22 protein-coding genes are annotated in these 22,336 nt (G+C 69.1%); 9 read left to right on the top strand and 13 right to left on the bottom strand.

The genetic code is table 11. The features are described 5' to 3' along the window. Position 1 precedes the first annotated feature (1 nt). From JF543_RS14055 to JF543_RS14040, 4 genes are read right to left on the bottom strand one after another with little or no spacing between them, the layout of a single operon-like run. Complete coding sequence (locus tag JF543_RS14055; RefSeq protein ID WP_206821788.1) at positions 2-235, bottom strand: MoaD/ThiS family protein; 234 nt, start codon at positions 233-235, stop codon at positions 2-4. A gap of 4 nt (positions 236-239) precedes the next feature. Continuing rightward, a complete protein-coding gene (gene moaC, locus JF543_RS14050; RefSeq protein WP_179409932.1) occupies positions 240-740 on the bottom strand; it encodes a cyclic pyranopterin monophosphate synthase MoaC in 501 nt (166 codons plus the stop codon). Further along, positions 737-1,972, bottom strand: coding sequence for a molybdopterin molybdotransferase MoeA (locus tag JF543_RS14045; protein ID WP_206824896.1), 1,236 nt, complete (start codon positions 1,970-1,972; stop codon positions 737-739). Before JF543_RS14045 ends, moaC begins: the two co-directional genes overlap by 4 nt. Next, a complete protein-coding gene (locus tag JF543_RS14040) occupies positions 1,969-2,760 on the bottom strand; it encodes a HesA/MoeB/ThiF family protein (RefSeq protein WP_179409930.1) in 792 nt (263 codons plus the stop codon). Before JF543_RS14040 ends, JF543_RS14045 begins: the two co-directional genes overlap by 4 nt. A gap of 82 nt (positions 2,761-2,842) precedes the next feature. Between JF543_RS14040 and modA the strand changes: the two genes are divergently transcribed. The 5 genes from modA (at position 2,843) to radA (ending at position 7,762) form a co-directional block, all read left to right on the top strand. Next, positions 2,843-3,661, top strand: coding sequence for a molybdate ABC transporter substrate-binding protein (modA, locus tag JF543_RS14035; protein WP_206824895.1), 819 nt, complete (start codon positions 2,843-2,845; stop codon positions 3,659-3,661). A gap of 74 nt (positions 3,662-3,735) precedes the next feature. Then, positions 3,736-4,503, top strand: coding sequence for an ABC transporter permease (locus JF543_RS14030; protein ID WP_206551455.1), 768 nt, complete (start codon positions 3,736-3,738; stop codon positions 4,501-4,503). Then, positions 4,500-5,240 (top strand): ATP-binding cassette domain-containing protein, encoded by a 741-nt coding sequence (locus tag JF543_RS14025; protein ID WP_206824894.1) that lies wholly within the window; start codon positions 4,500-4,502, stop codon positions 5,238-5,240. Before JF543_RS14030 ends, JF543_RS14025 begins: the two co-directional genes overlap by 4 nt. A 77-nt stretch (positions 5,241-5,317) precedes the next feature. Next, the gene (moaA, locus tag JF543_RS14020; RefSeq protein ID WP_206824892.1) at positions 5,318-6,331 is read left to right on the top strand and encodes a GTP 3',8-cyclase MoaA; all 1,014 of its coding nucleotides are present in this window, start codon (positions 5,318-5,320) and stop codon (positions 6,329-6,331) included. Between the two features lie 42 nt (positions 6,332-6,373). Beyond that, on the top strand, positions 6,374-7,762 hold the full coding sequence (radA, locus tag JF543_RS14015; protein WP_206824891.1) for a DNA repair protein RadA: 1,389 nt from the start codon (positions 6,374-6,376) through the stop codon (positions 7,760-7,762). A 22-nt stretch (positions 7,763-7,784) separates the two neighbouring features. Here the strand turns inward: radA and JF543_RS14010 are convergent, their stop codons facing one another. From JF543_RS14010 to JF543_RS13995, 4 genes are all read right to left on the bottom strand, one after another. Continuing rightward, positions 7,785-8,198, bottom strand: coding sequence for a dehydrogenase (locus JF543_RS14010; RefSeq protein WP_206824885.1), 414 nt, complete (start codon positions 8,196-8,198; stop codon positions 7,785-7,787). 292 nt (positions 8,199-8,490) lie between these two features. Then, on the bottom strand, positions 8,491-9,135 hold the full coding sequence (locus JF543_RS14005; RefSeq protein WP_206824882.1) for a hypothetical protein: 645 nt from the start codon (positions 9,133-9,135) through the stop codon (positions 8,491-8,493). 9 nt (positions 9,136-9,144) lie between these two features. Beyond that, entirely contained in the window at positions 9,145-9,648 is a 504-nt protein-coding gene (locus tag JF543_RS14000; RefSeq protein WP_206551362.1) for an amino-acid N-acetyltransferase, read from the bottom strand. 68 nt (positions 9,649-9,716) lie between these two features. Continuing rightward, on the bottom strand, positions 9,717-10,226 hold the full coding sequence (locus tag JF543_RS13995) for a DUF3995 domain-containing protein (RefSeq protein WP_206824880.1): 510 nt from the start codon (positions 10,224-10,226) through the stop codon (positions 9,717-9,719). 64 nt (positions 10,227-10,290) lie between these two features. Here JF543_RS13995 and JF543_RS13990 point away from each other — a divergent pair, with 64 nt between their 5' ends. Next, a complete protein-coding gene (locus JF543_RS13990) occupies positions 10,291-10,830 on the top strand; it encodes a TetR/AcrR family transcriptional regulator (RefSeq protein ID WP_206824879.1) in 540 nt (179 codons plus the stop codon). Between the two features lie 85 nt (positions 10,831-10,915). On the opposite strand, the gene JF543_RS13985 is transcribed toward JF543_RS13990, so the two are convergent. Then, entirely contained in the window at positions 10,916-13,447 is a 2,532-nt protein-coding gene (locus tag JF543_RS13985) for an ATP-dependent Clp protease ATP-binding subunit (protein WP_206824878.1), read from the bottom strand. 365 nt (positions 13,448-13,812) lie between these two features. On the opposite strand from JF543_RS13985, the gene JF543_RS13980 reads away from it, so the two are divergent. The 3 genes from JF543_RS13980 to JF543_RS13970 are packed head-to-tail and all read left to right on the top strand — an operon-like array spanning position 13,813 to position 15,316. After that, the gene (locus JF543_RS13980; RefSeq protein WP_347401172.1) at positions 13,813-14,385 is read left to right on the top strand and encodes a hypothetical protein; all 573 of its coding nucleotides are present in this window, start codon (positions 13,813-13,815) and stop codon (positions 14,383-14,385) included. Continuing rightward, positions 14,385-15,083 (top strand): hypothetical protein, encoded by a 699-nt coding sequence (locus tag JF543_RS13975; RefSeq protein WP_206824876.1) that lies wholly within the window; start codon positions 14,385-14,387, stop codon positions 15,081-15,083. Before JF543_RS13980 ends, JF543_RS13975 begins: the two co-directional genes overlap by 1 nt. Next, positions 15,080-15,316 carry a helix-turn-helix domain-containing protein gene (locus JF543_RS13970; RefSeq protein ID WP_206824875.1) on the top strand — a complete coding sequence of 79 codons (237 nt, stop codon included), beginning with the start codon at positions 15,080-15,082 and terminating at the stop codon, positions 15,314-15,316. The genes JF543_RS13975 and JF543_RS13970 overlap by 4 nt, the downstream gene beginning before the upstream one ends. A gap of 293 nt (positions 15,317-15,609) precedes the next feature. On the opposite strand, the gene JF543_RS13965 is transcribed toward JF543_RS13970, so the two are convergent. Genes JF543_RS13965 through JF543_RS13950 form a run of 4 tightly spaced genes read right to left on the bottom strand, consistent with a single transcriptional unit; the run spans position 15,610 to position 22,211 of the window. Further along, complete coding sequence (locus tag JF543_RS13965; RefSeq protein ID WP_206824874.1) at positions 15,610-16,758, bottom strand: Wadjet anti-phage system protein JetD domain-containing protein; 1,149 nt, start codon at positions 16,756-16,758, stop codon at positions 15,610-15,612. Continuing rightward, positions 16,758-20,081, bottom strand: coding sequence for an ATP-binding protein (locus tag JF543_RS13960; RefSeq protein WP_206824872.1), 3,324 nt, complete (start codon positions 20,079-20,081; stop codon positions 16,758-16,760). The genes JF543_RS13965 and JF543_RS13960 overlap by 1 nt, the downstream gene beginning before the upstream one ends. Further along, positions 20,068-20,766 carry a DUF4194 domain-containing protein gene (locus JF543_RS13955; RefSeq protein WP_206824871.1) on the bottom strand — a complete coding sequence of 233 codons (699 nt, stop codon included), beginning with the start codon at positions 20,764-20,766 and terminating at the stop codon, positions 20,068-20,070. Before JF543_RS13955 ends, JF543_RS13960 begins: the two co-directional genes overlap by 14 nt. After that, positions 20,763-22,211 carry a DUF3375 domain-containing protein gene (locus JF543_RS13950; RefSeq protein WP_206824870.1) on the bottom strand — a complete coding sequence of 483 codons (1,449 nt, stop codon included), beginning with the start codon at positions 22,209-22,211 and terminating at the stop codon, positions 20,763-20,765. Before JF543_RS13950 ends, JF543_RS13955 begins: the two co-directional genes overlap by 4 nt. Positions 22,212-22,336: the final 125 nt, after the last annotated feature.

The raw sequence follows: 22,336 nt of genomic DNA, 5'->3' as shown, positions 1-22,336 counted from the left end.
CTCAGCCGCCGGCGAACGGCGGCAAGACGTCGACCATTCGCGCCCTGTCGAGCCGGTGCGCCTCCCCCACCCGCGCGCCGTCGACGAGCACGGCGCAGCGCGGCAGCAGGTCTCGCAGCGCCGGGTGGTCGGCCACCAGACGCTCCTTCAGCTCGCCGAGTGTGCGCGCATCCGTCGGCAGCGAGTCGTGTCCGACCGCGTCCTGCGCGGCGGCGAACAGGCGCACGATGGTCATGCTGTCACGCCCCCTCGTCCACGGACCGGGCGTCGTCATCGGGTCGGCTCCAGGCGCCGCTGCGCCCGCCCTCCTTGGCGGTGATGCGCACGTGCTCGATCGATGCCGAGCGGTCGAGCCCCTTGATCATGTCGACGACGGCGAGCGCGGCGACCGTGACGGCGGTGAGCGCCTCCATCTCGACGCCGGTGCGGTCGGCGGTTCGCACGGTGGCCTCGATCGACACGCCGTCGTCATCGACCGCCAGGTCGACCACCGCACCGTGCACGCCGATCACGTGCGCGAGCGGCAGCAGCTCGGGGGTGCGCTTGGCGGCCTGGATGCCGGCGATGCGGGCCACGGCGAGCACGTCGCCCTTGGGCACCGCGCCATCGCGCAGCAGATCGACGGTGTGCGCGGCGCAACGCACGAAGCCCCGCGCCGTCGCCGAACGCGCGGTGGGGGTCTTGTCGGTGACGTCGACCATGCGGGCGTGCCCGTGTGCGTCGAGATGGGTGAAGGTCATCGCAGCTCCATGACGTCTATGAGGTCGCCGGCGCGGACGCGCTCGGTGTCGGCGGGCACGATCGCGTACGCCTCGGCGACACCGAGGCCCACGCTGAGATGCGACCCGGATCCGCCCGCACTCGCCGGCCGCACGAGGGGCCGTGCGGGGTCGGTGCGGTCGATGACCGCGGGCAGGTACTGCCGCCGCCCGGGCGGGGTGCGCCAGGCGGCACCGGCGGGCAGACGCAGGCGCGGGCGGTGCAGGGCGGTGCGGCGCTGCATGCGCAACAGCGCGGGTCGCACGAACACCTCGAACGACACCGCTGCGCTGACCGGATTACCGGGCAGGCCGAACAGCAGCATCCCCTGCTCGGTCGTGCCGAACCCCTGTGGCTTGCCGGGCTGCATGCCCACGCTGGTGAACTCCATCCGGTGCGCGAGGCTCTGCTTGACGATCTCGTATGCACCGGCGCTGACTCCGCCCGAGAAGACCACGGCGTCGACGCCGTGCCGCTGCGCGTCGGCGATCACATCAGCCACACCGTCGTGGTCGTCGTCAGAGATCACTCTGCGCAGTGCGACCTCTGCCCCGGCCTCGGCGGCGAGCGCGGCGAGCAGAATGCCGTTCGACTCGGGGATCTGGCCGCGGTGGAGCGGTCGCCCCGGCGCGACGAGTTCGGAGCCCGTCGAGACGATGGCCAGGCGCGGGCGCGGCGACACCTCGACCGTGGCCACACCGGCGCCCGCCAACGCCCCGAGCTGTCGGGCACCCAGGTGGGCGCCCGCGGCGAGCACGACGTCGCCCGCGGCGATGTCATCGGCGATCGATCTGATGTACGCTCCGGCCACCGGCGCTCGCAGCACCGCGGCGTGCCGCTGCGAGTCGGCGAGCCCGCCGACGGTGTCCTCGAACGGCACAATGGCATCGGCGCCGCTGGGCACCGCGGCGCCGGTCATGATCCGTGCGCATTCCCCGGCGCGCAGCTCCGGATCGTGCGCGCTTCCGGCGGGAACGTCGGCGACGACGCGGAGCGTGACGGGGTGGTCGGGTGCGGCCGCGGCGACGTCGGCCCGGCGCACGGCGAAGCCGTCCATGGCCGAGTTGTCGAAGGCGGGCACGGCGCTGGCGGCGCGCGCATCGACCGCCAGCGTGAATCCGTGCGCCTGGTCGACGGCGACGCGCTGCGGCGGATGCTGCCGCACGGCCGCCAGCACGAGCGCAAGCTGTTCCTCCACAGCGCGGTAGGTCATGATGCGGCTCCCGATGGCGGTTGCGCAGCGCGCAGCGGTACTTCGCGCAGGGTCGCCCGCAACGCGTCGATCACCGCTACGCGTCCGATCAGCGGATCGCCGATGCCGGCGATGAGCTTGATGGCCTCCATCGCCTGCACGGCGCCGACCTGAAGACACAGCGCACCGAACACCCCGACGTCGGCACAGGCGAGCACCTCGCTGAGGTCGCCGCGCGGATGCAGGTCACCGAGGACGACCGGAGGCGTTCCCGGCGGCGGAGAGGCCCAGAAGACCGTCACCTGCGCGGTGAACTGCTGAATGGCTCCCCACACCAGCGGCACACCCAGCGTCTCGGTGGCGTCGGCGACGTCCCAGCGCGAGGCGAAGGTGTCGGTGCCGTCGACCACCACATCCGCTCCGGCCAGCAGTGCCGCACCGTTGTCGTGGGTGAGCCGTGTGCGCACGGGACGCACGACCGTCTCGGGGCAGAGGTCCGCCGCCGTCCGCACCGCGCTGTCGACCTTGGCGGCTCCGAGGTCGGCGTGTCGATGCATGACCTGGCGCTGCAGGTTCGACAGCTCAACCATGTCATCGTCGATGACCGTGAGGGTGCCGATGCCGGCTGCGGCGAGCGCGAGCACGACGGCTCCGCCCAGCCCACCCGCGCCGACGACGGCGACGTGCGCGGCCCGCAGTCGGCGCTGGCCGAGTTCGCCGAGCCCGGTGAGCACCTGATGGCGGGCGGTGCGCACGGCCTCGGCACTGCTCAGGGCGTCGACGGGTTCGACGAGAGGGGGCAGCGCCATGTTCCGAGGCTACGGTCCGGCGCCGCACCGCGCCAGTGCGCAAGACCTGGATCTGCGCGCACACGCTCCCTATGCTCGGGGCATGCCCTGCCGCCGCCTTCCCGAGCCGCTGCGGGCGGCGCGCGTGACGGGCCGCGCGCCGGTGGGCATCACCGTGCTGGCCGCTCTGCTGCTGGCGGGCTGTGCTCCGGCATCCGACACCGCGCCTCTCGACGCCGCGCCGCCGACGGCCGGCGATGCGCTCACCGGCACGGTGACCGTGTTCGCGGCGGCGTCGTTGCGCACCACCTTCGACGAGATCGCGACCGCGTTCGAGACCCGTCACCCGCGCGTCGACGTCGTGGCCGTCTACGACGGTTCGAGCACGCTGGCGGTGCAGGTGCAGGAGGGCGCGCATGCCGATGTCTTCGCCGCGGCCGATGAGAACAGCATGCAGGTGGTCGTCGACGCCGGGCTGGCGAGTGACCCCGTGGTGTTCGCGACGAACACGCTTGTCGTGGCCGTGCCGGTCGGCAACCCGGCCGACGTGACCGCCCTGGCCGATCTCTCGCGTGCGGTCACGGTGCTGTGCGCCCCGGAGGTGCCGTGCGGAGTCGCGGCGACACGACTCCTCGACGATGCCGGAGTGTCGGTGACCCCCGCCAGCTTGGAGCAGAACGTCACCGCGGTGCTGCAGAAGGTCGCGGCCGGCGAGGCGGACGCCGGGCTGGTGTACGCCACGGATGTGCTCGGCGATGCCGCGGTCGAGAGCTTCGTTCCGGTCGGCGCGGGCGATGTCGTGAACCGCTACCCCGTCGTCGCGCTCGATGGGGCGAACACGGCCGGCGTCGCGTTCGCCGCCTTCGTGCTGGGCGACGAAGCCCAGCAGCTGCTGCAGGCCCGAGGATTCGGTGCGCCGTGAGCGCGAACACAGCACGGACCCCACAGATCGCCGGGCCCCGCGCGGATACCGGCACTGGCACGCCGTTCCTGCTCATGGCACCTGCGGCGCTCGGAATCGGTCTGCTGGTGCTCCCGCTGGTCGCGTTGACCACGCGGGCGTCCTGGTCGACGCTGTGGCACGATGTCACGTCGCCGGCCGCGCTCGACGCCCTGCGGCTGTCACTGCTGAGCGGGCTGGCTGCCACAGCACTGTGCCTGATCCTGGGGCTGCCACTCGCCCTGCTGATCGCCCGGTCGGGGCCGCGCGTCTCTGCGCTGCTGCGTGCGGTGGTCGCGGTACCGCTCGTTCTGCCGCCGATGGTGGGCGGCGTGGCGCTGCTGTTCCTGTTCGGACGCACCAGTCCACTCGGACAGGTGCTGTCGGCCTGGTTCGATCTGACGCTGCCGTTCTCGTTCGCCGCGGTCGTACTCGCGCAGGCGTTCGTCGCGCTGCCGTTCCTCGTGCTCGCCGTCGAGGGCACGCTGCGCGGTGTCGGTGGCCGCTATGAACGCGCCGCTGCGACGCTCGGGGCCGGCCCGTGGCGCGTGCTGTGGCGTGTGACCTTGCCGTTGGCCGCACCGGGAATCCTCGTCGGGGTGATCCTGTGTTTCGCTCGCGCGATCGGTGAGTTCGGCGCTACCGCGCTCTTCGCCGGCAACGCCCCGGGGGTGACACAGACGATGCCCCTGGCGATCTACACCGCGTTCAACGGGGCGGGCACCGGCCGTGAGACGGCGGTGGCACTGTCGCTGCTGCTGCTGGCGACCGCGGTGGTCGTGCTGCTGCTCGTGCGCGCCTGGCGTCCGGGGACGCTGCGGTGACCGGGGACGCTGCGGTGACCGGGTCGCGCGGGGCTCTCGACGCGCATATCGTCGTGGCGCACGCCGACGTCGACGCGAGACTGACGGTCGCCCCCGGCGGCGTGCTGGCGGTGATGGGGCCGAGCGGCGCGGGCAAGACGACCCTGCTCGAAGCCATCGCCGGCCTCACGCGCCTCGATGCCGGTCAGGTGTCGATCGACGGGGTGCGCCTGGCCGACCGTCGCCGGCACACGGCGCCGTCTCGGCGGGCCATCGGCCTGCTCGGGCAGGACGCCCTGCTCTTCCCGCACATGACCGCCGTCGAGAACATCGCGTTCGCGGCCCGGTCGACGGGGGCGTCGCGCGCCGGTTCGGTCACCGTCGCCGAGGAGTGGATGCCGCGGATCGGCCTGCCCGAGCACGGAGGGCACCGCCCGGAGCACCTGTCGGGAGGTCAGCGGCAACGCGTCGCACTGGCCAGAGCGCTGGCGGCGCGCCCCCGCCTGCTGCTGCTCGACGAACCGTTCTCCTCGCTCGATGTGCAGGCCGCCGCCGAGCTGCGCGGTGTCGTGCGCGACCAGTTGCGCGGTACGACGACGATCGTCGTCTCTCATACGCTGGCTGACGCCCAGGCTCTCGCCGATGAACTGCTGATCCTCGAGAACGGCCGCATCACCCAACGGGGCCCGCTCGACGAGGTGCTCGGGTCACCGGCATCCGCCTTCGCCGAGGCCGTCGCAGAGACGGCGGCGCACTGACGCTCTGAGCCGCGCGGCACCTGCTCTGGCCCTTGCGCGGCGCACGGGCTACTGTCGCCATATCGAAGAGAGGACCGATGGCGGCGCTACCCCTGCTCGACACGCACGGTCGCGTGCACCGAGATCTGCGCATCTCACTGACCGACCGCTGTTCGCTGCGCTGCACGTACTGCATGCCCGAGCAGGGCATGGAGTGGCTGGCCAAGGCCTCGATCCTCTCTGCCGACGAGATCGTGCGCGTCGCGCGCGTGGCGGCGGATGCCGGCATCACGACATTCCGGTTGACCGGGGGTGAGCCGCTGCTGCGCCGGGACGTGGTCGATGTGGTGCGTCGGCTGGCAGGACTGGAGTCGCCGTATGGCCCGGTGCAGGTGGCGATGACGACGAACGGCATCGCACTGGCGCCGATGCTCGACGACCTGATCGGCGCGGGCCTGTCGCGACTGAACATCTCGCTCGACACACTGCGGCGAGACCGGTTCACGGCGTTGACCCGTCGCGACCGCCTCGATGATGTCCTGACCGGGATCACGGCGGCGGCGGGATCCGGGCTGCGCCCGCTCAAGCTGAACACCGTCGCGATGCGCGGCGTCAACGATGACGAGATGGTTGACCTGGTGCGCTTCGCGCTTGATCACGGGGCCGAGCTGCGCTTCATCGAGCAGATGCCGCTCGATGTCGGTCATACGTGGAGCCGTGAAGCGATGGTCACGCGCGATGAGATCCTGGCCGCGCTCGGCGCGCAGTGGCGTCTCGAAGCCGTGCCGGGTCGCGGCGGTGCACCGGCCGAGCGCTGGCGCCTGCACGGGCCGGGCACCGCCGATGGCGCGACGGTCGGCGTGATCGCCTCGGTGACCGCACCGTTCTGCGGTGCCTGCGACCGGCTGCGGCTTACCGCCGATGGCCAATTGCGCAACTGTCTGTTCTCGATGCACGAGTTCGATCTGCTTCCGTCCCTGCGGGGCGACGCACCGGACGACGTCATCGACGACGTGCTGCGCCGCTGCATCTGGGCGAAACTGCCCGGGCACGCGATCAACGACCCGTCGTTCCTGCAGCCCGTCCGCGGGATGAACGCGATCGGCGGCTGAGCAGGGCCGCTCGACGTCGGTGGGCGCCGGTAGCCTGGCGTGATGGCCACCCGTCGACCCGCTCCGCCCGCCTTCGTCTGCACCGAATGCGGGTGGACGACCGCGAAATGGGTCGGCCGGTGCGGCGAGTGCCAGCAATGGGGCACGGTGCAAGAGCAGGGCACCAAGGTCGGATTCGTGCGTCAGACGGATGCCGTCGCCCCGGCCGCGCACCGGGCAGCGCGACCGATCACCCAGATCACCACGACCGATGCTCCACGGCGCACCAGCGGAGTCGGCGAGTTCGACCGGGTGCTGGGCGGTGGCATCGTGCCGGGTGCAGCGATCCTGCTCAGCGGCGAACCCGGTGTCGGCAAGTCCACTCTGCTGCTCGAGGTCGCGGCCTCGACGGCGAAGGCGGGCCGGCGGGTGCTGTACGCCAGCGCCGAGGAGTCCCCCGCGCAGGTGCGACTGCGCGCCGAGCGCACCGGAGCCCTGCACGACGACCTCTATCTGGCCAGCGAAACCGACCTGGCAACGATCCTCGGCCACATCGACGAGGTGCAGCCCGAGCTCGTGATCGTCGACTCGGTGCAGACCGTGGCATCCGGGCTGATCGACGGCGCGGCCGGGCAGCCGAGCCAGGTGCGCGAGGTCGCCGCGACGCTGATCCGCGTCGCGAAAGACCGCGGGCTGCCGGTGATCCTCGTCGGGCACGTGACGAAAGACGGCCAGGTCGCCGGGCCGCGCGTGCTGGAGCATCTTGTCGACGTCGTGTGCCATTTCGAGGGTGATCGGCAGACGGCGCTGCGGTTCGTGCGCGCGCTGAAGAACCGGTTCGGGCCGACCGATGAGGTCGGATGTTTTGAGATGACCGGTGTCGGCATCGCCGAGGTGCCCGACCCGAGTGGCCTGTTCCTCTCGCAGGGCGACGCCGAGCCGGGCACCTGCGTCGCGATCGCCATGGAGGGTCGGCGTGCACTGCCCGTCGAGGTGCAGGCGCTGACGATCACCTCGAACGCGCCGAACCCGCGCCGAGTGGTGCACGGTCTCGACTCGTCGCGCGTGGCGATGGTGCTGGCGATCCTCGAACGCCGCGCCGGCATCGAGACCTCGAAGCTCGACGTGTACGTCTCGACCGTCGGCGGCGTGCGATTCACCGAACCGGCAGCAGACCTTGCGATCGCCGTCGCCGTGGCGGGGTCGATCCGGCATCTCTCGGTGCCCCGCACGCTGGCCGTGGTGGGCGAGCTGTCGCTGGCCGGTGAGATCCGTCCGGTGACGCAGGCCGCGCAGCGGCGCAGCGAAGCGGCACGATTGGGGTATCAGCAGGTGATCGATGACCGATCGTCGAGTCTGCGCACGGCGCTGGGCGATATCCGGTCACGGGCGAAGAGCAGCGCGCCGAGCGCCAATCGGCGGACCCACGACGCCGGCGTGCCGCCGTTCTGATCGCGCCGCGCCGTGCGGCGGTTCAGACGTCGAGCGCCTTGAGCAGTTCGGCGGGCGGCGCCTGCATCGGGTGAGGGCCCGCGATGTCGAGGAACACGGTCGTAATGGTGTCGCTGTGCGTGGTCAGGAACGACTTCAGCCATGCGGGCGAGTAGATGCCGACGCCCGGGGGCAGGTTGGCGGGCTTGTGCGTGGCATCGCTGAACAGCAGCAGCGCCACGTCACCGGACTTCGGGTCGCGGTAGGTCCACACCTCGCCACCGTCGAGCGGGTTGTCGCGAGCACCGGGCTTGATCAGGGGTACGACCGTGTTGCCGTTGCGCAGTGCGAGGGCGACGGCCGCCATGTCCTGCTTCTCGAGCGCCTGCGCCAGTGCCTCGGAACGGAACTCCTCCGGTGCGGGACGCTTCTTGGCCCGTGCCCTCTTCTTCGCCATGCATCCAGCCTATGAGAGCACGAAGGATCGCACCGAACCACAGAGGGAAGAAGCGGGGCCCTCTCGAATCCTCCATTGGGGACTGGGGTACTCGAGAGGGCCCTCCAGGTTCTTGCGGCGGTGATGTCGAAGCGCTGGGGACGCTGAAGTCGACAACCACTGGGGATGGTTTTCACCGCACTAGTTCGAAGAACCAGTTCCCATGGTATCCCAAAATATCGGTGATGTCAGCCGAACATCGGAGCGCTTTCGCGTCTTTCCCTGTGCGTTTCGTACAACGACGCCGCGGGGATCAGCGCAGGATGATCTGCTTGGTGCTCGCGCCCTCGAATCCGCCGATCTCCACGCTCACGTGGTACGACGAACCGCCTCCGGGCGCCTGCGGTCGGTGCTCTGCATCGCAGGTGTCGACCGATGAACGGGTGCGGTCCCACACCACCGGGGTCGCACTCGTGACGGTCGTCCCCGCTTCGAGCGTGACGATCATGTCACTGGGTTCGGTCTGGCAGTCTGTCGAGCGCCACCACGTGTCCGAACCGCTCGTGACGACGAACTTCTGCGTACTCGACCCGACGTTCATCGTGCAGTCCCGTGCACCGTTGTTGGTCAGGCTGATCGACAGTTGGGGCAACTCACCGGCGCCATAGGTGTCAGCATCCGTCTGGGCGACGACCACGATGTCGCCGGCTTCGCAGGCGACGACCCCGGGGGGCTCGGTGTCGTCCGGGCTCGGCGACGGACTCGCGGACGCCGTATCGGTCGGCGCCGAGGCGGTCGCCTCAGGCGTCGCAGAGGCGGCCGGAGCGTCGGATGCCGAAGACCAGGGCTGTGCGAGCGCCAGCCAGACTCCTCCGGAGATGGCCGCGACCGCCACGAACGCCACGACGATCACCAGGAGTCGCCGGCGACGATAGACGGCGGCAGACGGACGGGACATGTTCCCAGGCTAGTTGAGGTGCTTGATCATCCTGGTGTTGCCGAGCGTGTTCGGCTTGACGTGCGCCAGGTCGAGGAATTCCTCGACGCCCGCGTCGCCACTGCGCAGCAGTTGCGAGTACACGTCGGCGTCCACGACCTGCTCACCGATCGGGGCGAAGCCGCGGCGGGTGAAGAACGCGGTCTCGAACGTGAGACAGAACAGACGCTGCAGGCCCAGGTCACGAGCACGTCGCTCCAGGTCCTCGACGATGGTGCGGCCGACGCCGTGGCGCAGGTAGTCGTCGTGCACAAGCAGGGTGCGCACCTCGCCGATGTCCTCCCACATGACGTGTAGGGCTCCGCAGCCGATCAGTCGGCCGTCGTGTTCGGCGACGACGAACTCCTGCACCGCCCCGTAGAGCACCGCGAGGTCCTTGCCGAGCAGGATTCGCTTCTCGACCATCGGCTCCAACAGCGAGTGGATGCCGACGATGTCGGTGCTGCGCGCTGCGCGGACGGTGTAGTCGCTCACGGTTCCAGCCTAGAGCGGCCCGCCGTGTGGAACTCACAGACGAAACGGGCCGCCGTCGGCGTGTCGGGCTATGACACGCCGACCTGCACCTGTTCGGTCTGGGATTTCCGACGCACGACGAAGACGGCGACCGCGAGAGCGAGGCACAGCGGCGAGTAGACCCACAGGTCCAGCGTCCGGTACGGCTCAACCACCAGGTGCGGTAGCAACCCCGACACGATGAACCCGACGGCGGCGCGCAGCGCGAGGGCGATACCCACGCCGAGCGTGCCGAGGTGGCCTATCCCCCGCACGGCGTCAACACGCGAGACGCGCATCAGCACCAGCGCTGCTGCGGCCAGGAGGGCGAACGCGACGAGCATGGTGATCAGCGGACCCGGCATCGGCACCCCACCCGGCGATCCGAGGAAGGTCGCCACGAATGCCTCGGCATCGGACGCGGGCCAGGGGTTGCCGAGCGCCCAGAGCACGTGCAACAGGCCCAGGGATGCCAGCACGGTCGCTGCGAGCGCCGCGAGAGGGCGCCGGGGGCGGGGGTCGTGCGGCGGGCGGATCAGATCGCGAAGGGACTTCTTCATGCGCTTCCTTCCATACGCTTCCGTATGGAAATGACTATACGGCACCGTACAGTACGATGCCGCCATGGCTCGTCCCACTTCTTCGACACCTCGGCCACGCCGCAGCCGCGACGACTGGATCGACATCGCGATCGACTTCGGCAGCCGGGTGGGGTTCGATCAGCTCGCCATCGAACCCCTCGCCGCTTTCGCCGGAGCCACCAAGGGCAGCCTCTACTGGCATTTCGCGGATCGCGCGGCCCTCATCGACGCCGTGCTCGATCGCTGGGAGCAGCGGGCGACCCGCGAGGTGATCGACGCGCTCGATCCCACCGCGCCCGATGCCGCGGCAGCACTCCTCGCGCGCACCGTGGGCCATGCACACGATGCCACCGAACTGCGGATGCTGCTGGCCAGCGCCGATGCTCGTGTCGGTCCGGTGGTCGCGCGCGTGCACGCCACCAGGTTGGCCTTCCTGGAGCGAATCCTGACCGGGCGCGGGATGCCGCCCACTGATGCGTCCTCTCGCGCGCGCCTCGTCTACGCGGCATACCTGGGCGGGCTGCTGCTGAACGACGACCCTGATGCTCTGCGCGAGACGATGCTCCGCGCCCTCGAAACCTGAGCCGGGGCGCCGACGCCGGTTCCTGGGCGGCAACGCAGAAAGGGGGCGGATGCCGTAGCATCCGCCCCCTTTCTGGGAACGCGTGTCAGTCGCTGCCGCTGGCGGCGAGGTCCGGCGTGGCCGAGATACCGGCGCCACCGGTGTTGATCCCCACGGCCACCTTCTCGCCACGCGGTGCGTGCTCGAAGGTGAACTTGCCATCGACGACGTCGACCTTCACGTGGTCGCCGGTGTCGAGCTGACCGTGCAGGATGCGCTCCGAGAGCTGGTCCTCGATCTCGCGCTGCATGGCGCGGCGCAGCGGCCGGGCACCGAGCGAGGGGTCGAATCCGATCTCGATGAGCTTGTCCTTAGCGGCGTCCGAGAGCTCGACCGTCATGTCGCGGTCGAGCAGGCGGTCGCCCAGGCGCTTGACGAACAGCCCGACGATCTGACGCAGTTCGTCCTTGTTGAGCTGCGGGAAGACGATGATGTCGTCGAGGCGGTTGAGGAACTCGGGCTTGAAGTGACGCTTGAGTTCTTCGTCGACCTTGCCCTTCATGCGCTCGTAGGTCGTCTGCGAGTTGCCCTCGATCTGGAAGCCGACCGGGCCACCGGCGATCGCCGACGAACCGAGGTTCGTCGTCATGATGATCACGGTGTTCTTGAAGTCGACGATGCGTCCCTGACCGTCGGTCAGGCGACCCTCTTCGAGGATCTGCAGCAGCGAGTTGAAGATGTCGGGGTGGGCCTTCTCGATCTCGTCGAACAGCACGACCGAGAACGGCTTGCGGCGCACCTTCTCGGTGAGCTGGCCACCCTCTTCGAAACCGACGAATCCGGGAGGGGCACCGAACAGACGCGAGACGGTGTGCTTCTCACCGAACTCGCTCATGTCGAGCGAGATCAGCGCGGCCTCGTCGTCGAAGAGGAACTCGGCGAGAGCCTTGGCGAGCTCGGTCTTTCCGACGCCGGTGGGGCCGGCGAAGATGAACGAGCCCGAGGGGCGCTTCGGGTCCTTGAGGCCGGCGCGCTGGCGACGGATCGTGCGCGAGAGCGCGGCAATCGCCTCTTCCTGACCGATGACACGCTGGTGCAGCGCCTTCTCCATGAAGACGAGTCGGCTGGATTCCTCTTCGGTGAGCTTGAAGACGGGGATGCCGGTCGCCTGGGCGAGCACCTCGGCGATCAGGCCCTCGTCGACGATCGCCTGGGTGGCGACGTCGCCGGCACGCCACTGCTTCTCCAGGCGCAGCCGCTCACCGAGCAGCTCCTTTTCCTGGTCGCGCAGCGCGGCGGCCTTCTCGAAGTCCTGTTCCTCGGAAGCTGCTTCCTTGTCCTGACGCACCTTGGCGATGCGCTCGTCGAACTCGCGCAGCTCGGGCGGGGACGAGAGGATGCTCAGGCGCAGACGCGCACCGGCCTCGTCGATCAGGTCGATGGCCTTGTCGGGCAGGAAGCGGTCCTGCACGTAGCGGTCGGCGAGGTTCGCGGCGGCGACGATCGCGCCGTCGGTGATCTGCACCTTGTGGTGCGCCTCGTAGCGGTCGCGCAGTCCCTTGAGGATGTTGATCGCGTGCGGCAGGGTCGGCTCGTTCACCTGCACCGGCTGGAAGCGGCGCTCCAGCGCAGCATCCTTCTCGAAGTGCTTGCGGTACTCGTCGAGCGTGGTCGCGCCGATCGTCTGCAGCTCGCCGCGCGCGAGGAGCGGCTTGAGGATGCTGGCGGCGTCGATCGCGCCCTCGGCAGCGCCCGCGCCGACCAGGGTGTGGATCTCGTCGATGAAAACGATGATGTCGCCGCGCGTGCGGATCTCTTTGGTGACCTTCTTCAGACGCTCTTCGAAGTCACCGCGGTAGCGGGAGCCGGCGATGAGCGAGCCGAGGTCGAGCGAGTAGAGCTGCTTGTCCTTGAGGGTCTCGGGCACGTTGCCCTTGACGATCGCCTGAGCGAGCCCCTCGACGACGGCGGTCTTGCCGACACCGGGCTCACCGATCAGAACGGGGTTGTTCTTCGAGCGGCGCGAGAGGATCTGCATGACCCGCTCGGCCTCCTTCTCGCGGCCGATGACCGGGTCGAGCTTGCCGTCGCGGGCTGCCTGCGTGAGGTTGCGCCCGAACTGGTCGAGCACCTGCGAACCGCCCTGCGCCGAGGCCGGACCGTCGTTGGCCTGCGCGCCGACCGAAGCGGTCTCGCGCCCCGGGGCGCCCGAGAGCAGCTGGATGACCTGCTGACGCACCTTGTTGAGGTCGGCGCCCAGCTTGACGAGCACCTGGGCGGCAACGCCCTCACCCTCGCGGATGAGACCGAGCAGGATGTGCTCGGTGCCGATGTAGTTGTGGCCAAGCTGCAGCGCTTCGCGCAGGCTCAGCTCGAGCACCTTCTTGGCGCGCGGCGTGAAGGGGATGTGACCGGACGGCTGCTGCTGGCCCTGGCCGATGATGTCTTGCACCTGCTCGCGCACGGCGTCGAGCGAGATGCCGAGGCTCTCGAGTGCCTTTGCCGCGACGCCCTCACCCTCGTGGATGAGGCCGAGCAGAATGTGCTCGGTGCCGATGTAGTTGTGGTTGAGCATCTTCGCCTCTTCTTGGGCGAGGACGACGACCCGACGGGCTCGGTCGGTGAATCTCTCGAACATGCTGTGACTCCTTTTCGCGCGTCGGCGAAGCGGCTTAAGGCCTTGTATATCGAGAGTAACGAGCGCGCGCGTGCTGTATGCCCGTGTTCGCCGTCGGCATATCACCCCGCGCGCTTCCCACCCCGCCCCCACCGCCGAGACCCCCAGTTGCCGGCGACACCCCGCCCTATCAACGCCGCCAGGTGGGGGTGTGGTCAACAACAGGGGGTCTCGGCGAAGATTCGCGGGACACGCGCTTGACGCACATATCGACTGTCGTTATGTTAACGACAGTCGATATGAACGAATAACGTTATGCACGGAGGGTGCGCATGACTCGAACAGTGGATTCACCGGTGTCACCGGCTGACAGAATCGGCGCGCGCGTGGTCGCCACGGGCGCCGCGCTCATCGCCGCGGTGTCGGTCTTCGCGGTGATCCGCGGCGCGCTCGACGTGTTCGGCGCCGTGGTCACGGTGCGGATGCCCGTGCACGCCGCTGCCGCGCCGACACTGTCGGGCATCGACGGCATCCGCTCGGCGGAGTACATTCAGGCGGATGTCGCCTTCGCGACGTTGCCTGCGGCGGCGCGGTGGATGCTACTGCTCGAGGGGGCTCTTCCCGCGCTGGCGATCATCGGGGTGTGCGCCGTGGCCTGGTGGCTCGGCGTCTCGCTGGTTCGCGCACGCCCGTTCCGCCGGACGATGTCGACCACGATCGGACTCGCCGCGTGCCTGGTTGCCGCCGGAGGCATGTTCGGGCAGTTGTGTGGTGGGATCGGTCGCGGGATGATCGTCGACCACCTGGCCAGCACAGACCCCGACGTCTACGAGGTCTTCCCTGCGTTCGCGATCGACCTGAACCTCGCCCCGCTCGGGTGGGCCTTCGCTCTCGCCCTAGTTGCGACCGCCTTCGAGGTGGGCCACCGCCTGCAGCGCGACACGGAAGGGCTCGTGTGATGGGCCTGACCTCGGACGACCTCGCGTCGGGGCTGTCGATGCTCGTGCTGTGGCTGTTGATCGCGGGCCTGATCGTCGCGTTCTCGATCGCCCGCGCACGGCGTCATGGCAGCACGACGCTCGCGCTGGATGTCACGCGCAACGCCTCTTACGCCTTCGTGTTGCTCGCCGGCGCGGGAGCGGTGATGTTCGGCGTCAGCACCCTCAGCTCGCCCTCGGTGTCGCTCGATGAAACGACATCGAGCTGGATGATCGACCAGCAGGACTCTGTCACGACCCTGACCCACGGAGGTGTCGTTGACGATGTGCCTTTCGGTCCTCGGCTGGTGATCTACCTGGGCACGCTGCTCGGCATCGCGGCCTCCGCGGCGATCGCCTGGGCGATCTACAACGCCACTCGTCGCGCCGGGCAGCGTGAACCGTTCCACCGCAGCGTCTCGAAGACGTTCGGTGTCGTCGCGTTCGTCGTGATGGTGGGCGCGGTCGTCGGTGAGCTGTTGAAGCAGATCGGCATGACGCTCGCCGCGCGCTCGCTGGAGTGGCCCGCCGGGCTGGAGCCTCCTTTCGAGCTCAGCATCCCGCTCTGGCCGTTTGCCGTCGCCGTCGGACTCTTCGCTCTGTCTGCGATCTTCCGCTACGGGGCGCGGCTGCAGAACGAGGCCGAGCAGTTGCGGCATGAGACGGACGGGCTGATATGAGCCCCGCCGAGGCAGAGGCGGATGCCACGGGCATCCACTGCCGTCTTGATGAGCTCCTCGCCGACCGAGGCATGACGCTGACCGAGCTGAGCGCTCGCGTCGGCGTCAGCGTGGTGAACCTGTCGGTGCTCAAGAACGATCGCGCCCGCGCGATCCGCTATTCGACGTTGCGGGCCATCTGCGATGCGCTCGACTGCGAGGTGGGTGAGCTGCTCGTGCTGGCGGAGCGGTGACGCTCACGCCACCCTGTCGGGCGGTTGTGCACAGACTCCTGCGGGTGATCTCGTCCGGATCCGTGCGGTGAACTCGTCACTTCGCCTTTCGACGGTGCCGACTTCCTCGCCCAGCTGGCCGCGATGGGCGAGGCGCACAAGCCCGGCATAGCTAGAGAGATGCTGAGTGAGATGGCCAGCTGCTCTCCGACGAGCGCCTCGATATCGACCACCTCGACGGCACCGACCTCGACGCCGTCAATGCCGCACTCGCGCCATACTTCATAGTCGCAGGAGCCACCGACATTCGCAGATCACAACGGCGAAGAGTCGGCCGCGACCCGCAGCGCCTCGAGCGCCGTCGGCCACGGCAGGCGCTCCTGCTCTAGTCGCACCCCGCCCTCCGAAGAGATGCGGTCGAGCGTCGCCTGCTCAGACCCGGTGAGCGTCGGCAGCACTCGCACTGCGACACCGTTCGGGTCGGGCACCCACAGCTCTCGGTGAGCCACGAGCGTCGCCTCGTCCATCAGCACGCTGATCGCGTCGACGCCGTTCGAGCGCAGTCGGTGCAGGATGGCGAAGCCATCAGCATCCAGATCACCCCAGTAGAGCACCCGCGACGAGAGCGCCCAGGGCAGGCGATGAATCGGCACGGCGTATCCCCCGCCGTGCACGGCGATAGCGCCGGACCAGTCGGGCAGCGCGAGCACCGATTCGAGGTTCTCGCAGACGATGACGATGCGGGGATTGATCGGCAGGGCCGCGAGTTCGTGGATCGGTGCGGTGACGTCGCTCAGCCCGCCGGGTCGATCGTCGGTGTCGAGAAAGCGGATCCGCAGCGTCTCCGGCGATGGCACGAGCCCGAGATCAGGTTCGCCGGTGAGAGCCGCGTACATCGTCTCGACCAGTGCGCGGTGCGCGCCCAGCCACTTGGTGTGCATGCCGGGGACGGGCACCTGGCGCAGCCGATACCCTGAAGACGGATGCCGGCGCAGCCACGTGAGCACCCCGAGAAGCAGCACGAAGTCGAGATCCGTCTGCCGGTCTATCGCGCCACCCCGGCGCTGGATCGCCGCCACGATCTCGTCGCCCTCACCGAAGCGCTCACGAAGTTCCCGGGCGCGGTCGCGGATCCGCGCCCAGTCGCGATACACGACGGCGCCGGCGAATCGCGCCAGGGTGTCTGCCGTGCGCAGGGTCAATCGCTCGGGCAGTTCCTGCCTGCCGGCGCTGGGCCAGTTCTTGGTCGCCCAGCCGATCTGCAGGTCCGTACCCTGAACGCTCCGCCAGGACGCCGCCCACTCGCTCGCCGCGCGCGGATCGGCCAGCACCTCGCGCTCGGTCGGCGGCTTCAGCGGGATGCTGAACTCGACGATCCCGCCACCGCGCGCGGCCCACTCCCGACGCCCCTTCTCGACCGCTCGCGCTGCGCGTGCCCGGGCCTCTGCCACGGTGACCGGCATCACTCGACCTGCTCGAAGGGCACGTTCGCCAACAGCGACTGCTTGCGGGTCGGGTTCGACACCGACGTGACGGCTCCAACGTAGCTCTCGATCGTCTGCAGCAGCTTCTGCGGTGTGGCGAGGATCATGTGGAACCCGAATTCGCGGAACACGTCCATCGCCATGCGGGTGTACTGGCTGTCGGCCTTGTCGAACGCCTCATCGAGCACGATCGTGCCGTAGGTCGGAACATCCTGTTCGTCATCGGTCAGCTGGTAGCGCAGGGCCGCCGCCAGGCAGAAGATCACGAGCTTCTGCCGCTGCCCTCCCGAGAGTCCGGCGCTCGAGTCGTGCACGCTCAGCACCCGACCGGCGCGGTCGACCTCCTGCGCCTGGAACGTCACGTGTTCGCGGGTATCGAGGCAACGCTGACGCCAGGCGTGATCGCCACGGTCACCGTTCTCGGCCGATTCAAGGCGATCCATGAGGCGCTTCAGCGCGGCGAACCGCTGCTCGGCCCGCAGGTCGTTCTGATCCCACGACCCGTCGACGATGCCCTTCAGATCGGTCATGAACTCGGTCGCGTCCGGTGATCGCTTCGTCTTCACTCGGATCCGCAGGAAGCGGTCGGCGTCGAACAGCGACCGCCCCAGAGACGCGTTCACCGGATCGATGCGCTCCTCGATCTGCTTGGGCGCATCGCGGATCTCGCTGAGCAGATGCCCGATCAGGTCTCGCGACTTCTCGCGCAGCAGCCGCCGGAAGTTCTCTTCGTGCTCCGGAAGACCACGTGTGCGGATGCCGTCGAGCAGAGCCCGATATCCGCTGCGATCATCGACGTCCGACGTCAGGTCGGGCGCGGCCGCCGGCCACGCGCCACGGAACTCGGATGCCAGTCGCGCGAACGCCATCATCGAGCGGGCCCGCGCCGAGTCGGCGTCCTTCGCTGCGACATGCAGCGCGTTTGCGACCTTCAACCCGATGTCGCCGATGTTGGCGGTGTCGACTCGCCGCTGCACGGTGCGGTATCGCGCCTCGAGCAGCGCTGCATCAGCATGCGCCAGCGTCACCCCCTGGATCTGGCCGGTCAGACGCGCGATCAGCGCGTCGGATTGCCGCAGCGCTTCGGCCGCGAGCGCCTGGGCAGCGTTCGCCATGTCGGCTTCCGCGCTTGCGTGCTTCTGCTGCTGCTCCGCATCCGCCACCGCTCTTGAGGCGTCGTCGAGCTCGCTGCTTCGAGCGGTGAGGCGGGCGAGCTCCGCCTCTCTGTCGGCGAGCGTGGCGTCGGCGGACGCCGCGTCGAACTCATTCCAGGTGCGCTCGAGCACTCGTTTCAGCACCAGCCTTCTGGCCAGAGCGGCCTCGGTCGCCGCGAGCTGCTCGTCGAGCTCGGCTCTCGCGCGTGCGGTCTCGCGCTGCGCGACCGCACGACGCTCGAGAAGGTGATCGATCTTGGCCTGATTGTCGGATCCGAGAATCCAGTGGCTGCGGTCATCGATCGACACGCGATCGTTCTTCTCGTACCGTCGCGCCGAGGTCTTGATCTGCCCGCCCTTGGTGACACCGCGCTCGACGTCATCGAGGTCATCCGGCCCCGCGACGCACGAGATGTCGTATGACTCCGACAACCGGGAGTGCATCCAGCTCGCGAACGGGTCATCGGCGACCCGAATGCGGTGCAGCAACGAGTCGCGCGCCCGCACGGGGCGCGCAGCGCCGGCATCTGCGGGCACCGCCTCGATCACGAGACGCGTTCCCAGCGAGCGCTTCTCGATGAGGCGCCGCACGCGCACCAGATCAGCGTCACGCACCAGCAGCGCCGAGGCGAGCGGACGAAGCACGCGCTCGATCGCGCCCGTCCATTCGGCGTACTCGGGAGCCACGTCGATCAGTTCTCCGCCGAACGGCAGGCTCTTCTCGCTGACCCCGAGCTCGCCGGCCAGCCACTCCCGCACGGCGCGCAGCCGCGGTTCGAGGTTGCTGCGGCTGTGCTTCAGCGACTCGAGCTCGGCATCGAGCTCGTTCAGGCGACGGCGAGCATCGGCGTACCGCTCGTGGGCGGGGTGACTGCCGTCGTCGTCCGGCGTGCGACCGAGGTGCGCGCGCGCCGATTCCTGCAGAGCGGCGAATTCCGCGGCATCCGTCGGTGCGTGCTCGATTCCCGCGGAACGCAACTCGGATGCGAAACGCTCGGCGTGCGCGCGGATGCGCTCGCCTTCGCGCCGGGCGTCGTCGATGCCGCGTCGCAGGAGCCCGGCATCGGCTCCCCCGAGTTTCGCCTCGTGCATGCGCGCCTCACTGAGCGCTCGGTCGGCCTGCTGCCGCACCGCGTCGGCGGCCGTCGCTCTGTCTCGCGCGCGGGCGAGTTCTGCCACCTGATCTTCACGCTCGCCCTGCGCGAGTCTGAAATGGAGGCGATCCTGAAACGGCTCCTGCATCTCGATGAGATGCAGGAGCTCAGCGACTTCCTGTGACTGGCGCTCGTACTCGGCGGTCGCCTCTTCGATGCGTTCGAGGTGCTCTGCCTGACGACGCAACTCGACCACATGCTCGTGGGCCGCGTTGAGTTCGCGGAACTGCTCGGTGGCATTGCGTGCTTGATCGAAGGTGCCGGGCCGATCGAGCATGAACGCACGAAACAGCGTGTCGAGGTTGCCGAGGTTCTTAGCCGACTGGGTCTTGTGCAGCAGGTGCAGCGCGTTGTCGCCGCTGATGCCGAACACCCGCCGCATCCGGGTGAAGAAGCCGCCGTGGCTGCCGGTCGAGACCACCGCATCGGGGAACGCGGCCTTAAGGCGACGCGCTTCGATCCCCTTCGCGACGAACGGCGCGAGCTCGGTGAGCGCGACTTCGGTGCGCAGCAGCAGGAAGGCGTCTTTGAGGTCGGCGCGCGCCGTCTGCGTGCCGGGCAGGTGGAAGAGCCGAACGAGGCTCACCGGCGCGTCGTTCTGGTTCTCGAAGCGCAGCAGGATCGCGCTCCAGGTGGCCCGCGGGCGAAGGTAGGTGCTGACGGCTCGGTCTTCGAGTTCGTCGGCTTCTTTGCTCCACGCCCCGCGCACGTAGCTGACGAGGCCGCGGTCGTCGGCACGTGACGAGGCGTCCTGGGCGGCTGCGTTGAAGCGCAGCCAGCGTTCCGGTGTCAGCACGGCGGCGATCGCATCCAGCAGCGACGATTTGCCGGATCCGGATGCCCCGGTGATCAGGTGCCCCTTGCGGGAGACGTCGATGCGGTGGGCCCCGTCGAAGGTGCCCCAGTTGACGACTTCGAGTCGCGCGAGGCGCCATTGTCCCGCGCGCACATCGTCTGCTGCGGCGACTTCTCGGTGCATCTCAAGCAACGTCATCTTCGGACTCCTCGTCGTCATCGGGCGTCGCGATTCCCAGATCGGCGACGGTGCCGCTGCTGTCGCGTTCGCCCGAGCGAATCCGCTCGTACTCGGCGGCGATGATGCGCACCCGATCGGCGTCGACCAGCATCCGCAGCACGGGCGAGATCTCGACCCGCTCGTCGGTGAGCACGTGGACGACCCGCAGCTTGTTGCGCATCTTCAGCCACGAGGCGTTCAGTCTCTTGGCGAAGTCCGTCTCGTCGCGGTCTTCGGTGCGGAAGGGCGCGAGCTGTTCGAAGACGTCTTCTCTGCCGACGATGACGCGCCCGTCGTGTTCGCCGCTGAGCAGCATCTGCCGCAGCACGAGCAGCATCGCGGTGTCGATGAAGGTGAGCTGCTCTGATCTCACCGCGACGGGGGCGTCCTGTTCACCGGTGTCGGCGTTGCGCACGAAGGCGAAACCGGCGTCGCGGTCGAGCACCAGATCGAGGAAGAGGTCGTGCAGTCGAGATCGGATGCTCGCTTCGTCGGCGAGGAGCGCCGACCAAGGACCCGGCGCCCGGGCGGCTGAGAGGTACGGCCCCTGGATCAGCTTCAGCAGCGCCCGTCGGGCGTCGATGCTGAGGGTGCCGGTGTCGCCGGGCCACCTGGCGCTGGGGGCCGCCTCGTGGGCCGCTGTCGTTGCATCTGTCTCGGTCACAGAACCCTCCCTGTGAAGCGATAGCTGGGTATCCGCGCGGCCCTGGTCACAGCATCCACGCCGACCCAGGTGACGCGTTCGGGATCGCTCGCCACCCCTTGCGCGGCACCGATGGCCAACAGACCGACGATACTCGCGACCCCCTGCGTTGCAGGGAATCGCTCGAGCACCCCGCCGACCGTGACCGCATCGACGTCTTTCAGCATCGCGTTCACGTTGCCGGTGAGTTCGTCAAAATCGATCTCGGTCTCGCGCGCGAGGGCGCGCAGCTCTTCGATGCTGACCGGGGCCGCCTCGTGGGTGATCACTGCCTCGGGTGCGTCGTATGCGGCCGGGTCGTGCAGTCGCAGCGCACCGGCGCTGCGCATCGGCACGGCAGAGAGCGACAGGCTGATGTCGGTCGCTTTGTACGGTTTGATCCGGATGCTGGCAGCGTGGCCTGCGGCGAGCGCGCCGCGCAGTTCTCGGCGCAGCACGCGATCGCGTTCGTACTCCTGCGACTGGACGTAGCGGCGCAGTCCTCTCGCGAAGGTCGTGATGACGTCGTGGATCTCGCCGCTGCGCTCTTTCAGCGTGCGCAGCAGCTGGCGCAGAAAGCGTCGCTCGGCGGAACTCAGCGCGCCGGTGAAGTCGCGCTCGAGCACGCGCCGGATGTCATCCTCGAACTCCTGTCCGCGCTCGGGGTCGAGCACGAGCCCGGCGAATCCGGTGAAGCTGCGCCCGGCGTCGGATTCGTCGATCATGTTCACGCCGCGGAAGATGTCGTCGAGCACGGCGCGCTGCACGGCATCCGACTCGAGCACCCGCGCGCGCAGGTCGCGGTTGAGCTGCTCGAACTCGGCGCGGACCCGTGCGAAATCGCTGGGGATGTCTTCTGCCATGGCGAGGATGTCACGCACGCGCTCGACGGCGCGCTCGTGGTCGACGGGTGGCGACTCGCCGCGGTTGATCGCCTCGATCTCTGCGTCGATCTGCGCGCGCTGCTCTTCGAGCCGCGCGATGCGGGTGCGCGCGTCGGGGTCGGAATCCACCGCCAGGCGGTGCAGCTGGGATGCGATGCTTGCCAGCCGCGATTCGGTCGCCGCCTGACGCGGTTGAATGAGTTGCGCGAGAAACCGAGACGCCGTCAACGCGGCCGGTGACAGCTCGAAGGTCTCGCCTCTGCTCGTCTCGGCCGGCCGCCGCACGAGGTAGCCGGCGGTGCGCCAGTCGGCGCAGTACGCCTTCGCGGTGCCGGGCAGGTCGAAGCCGTGTGCGCGCAGCTCGTCGAGGTCGGCGTCGATGCGCTCGTAGAGGTCTTCACTCTCGATGCGGCGCTCGTCTCCGCCGAGGTGGGCAGCGAGCACCGAGACCATCACCGGCGCATTGTCGGCGCGCAGCATGCGCCACGCGACGTGCTCGTCGAGCAGTCGAGACAGCGCGTGCGCCTGTGCCAGTGCGGTCATGGGGTCTCCTCAGGGAGGGGGTTCATCCATCTTGACTGATGCCGCCGACATCGGGCGGGCGGATAGGTGAGTTCGGCGTCTGAACGGCCGTGCCCTGCGCTTCATCCGGCATTCCATCGCCATCG

Source organism: Microbacterium esteraromaticum (genome assembly GCF_017303215.1).
GTDB classification, from domain to species: Bacteria; Actinomycetota; Actinomycetes; order Actinomycetales; family Microbacteriaceae; genus Microbacterium; species Microbacterium esteraromaticum_C.
The sequence above is the reverse complement of the archived record's forward strand: the minus strand, read 5'-3'. Positions and strand labels throughout refer to the sequence as shown.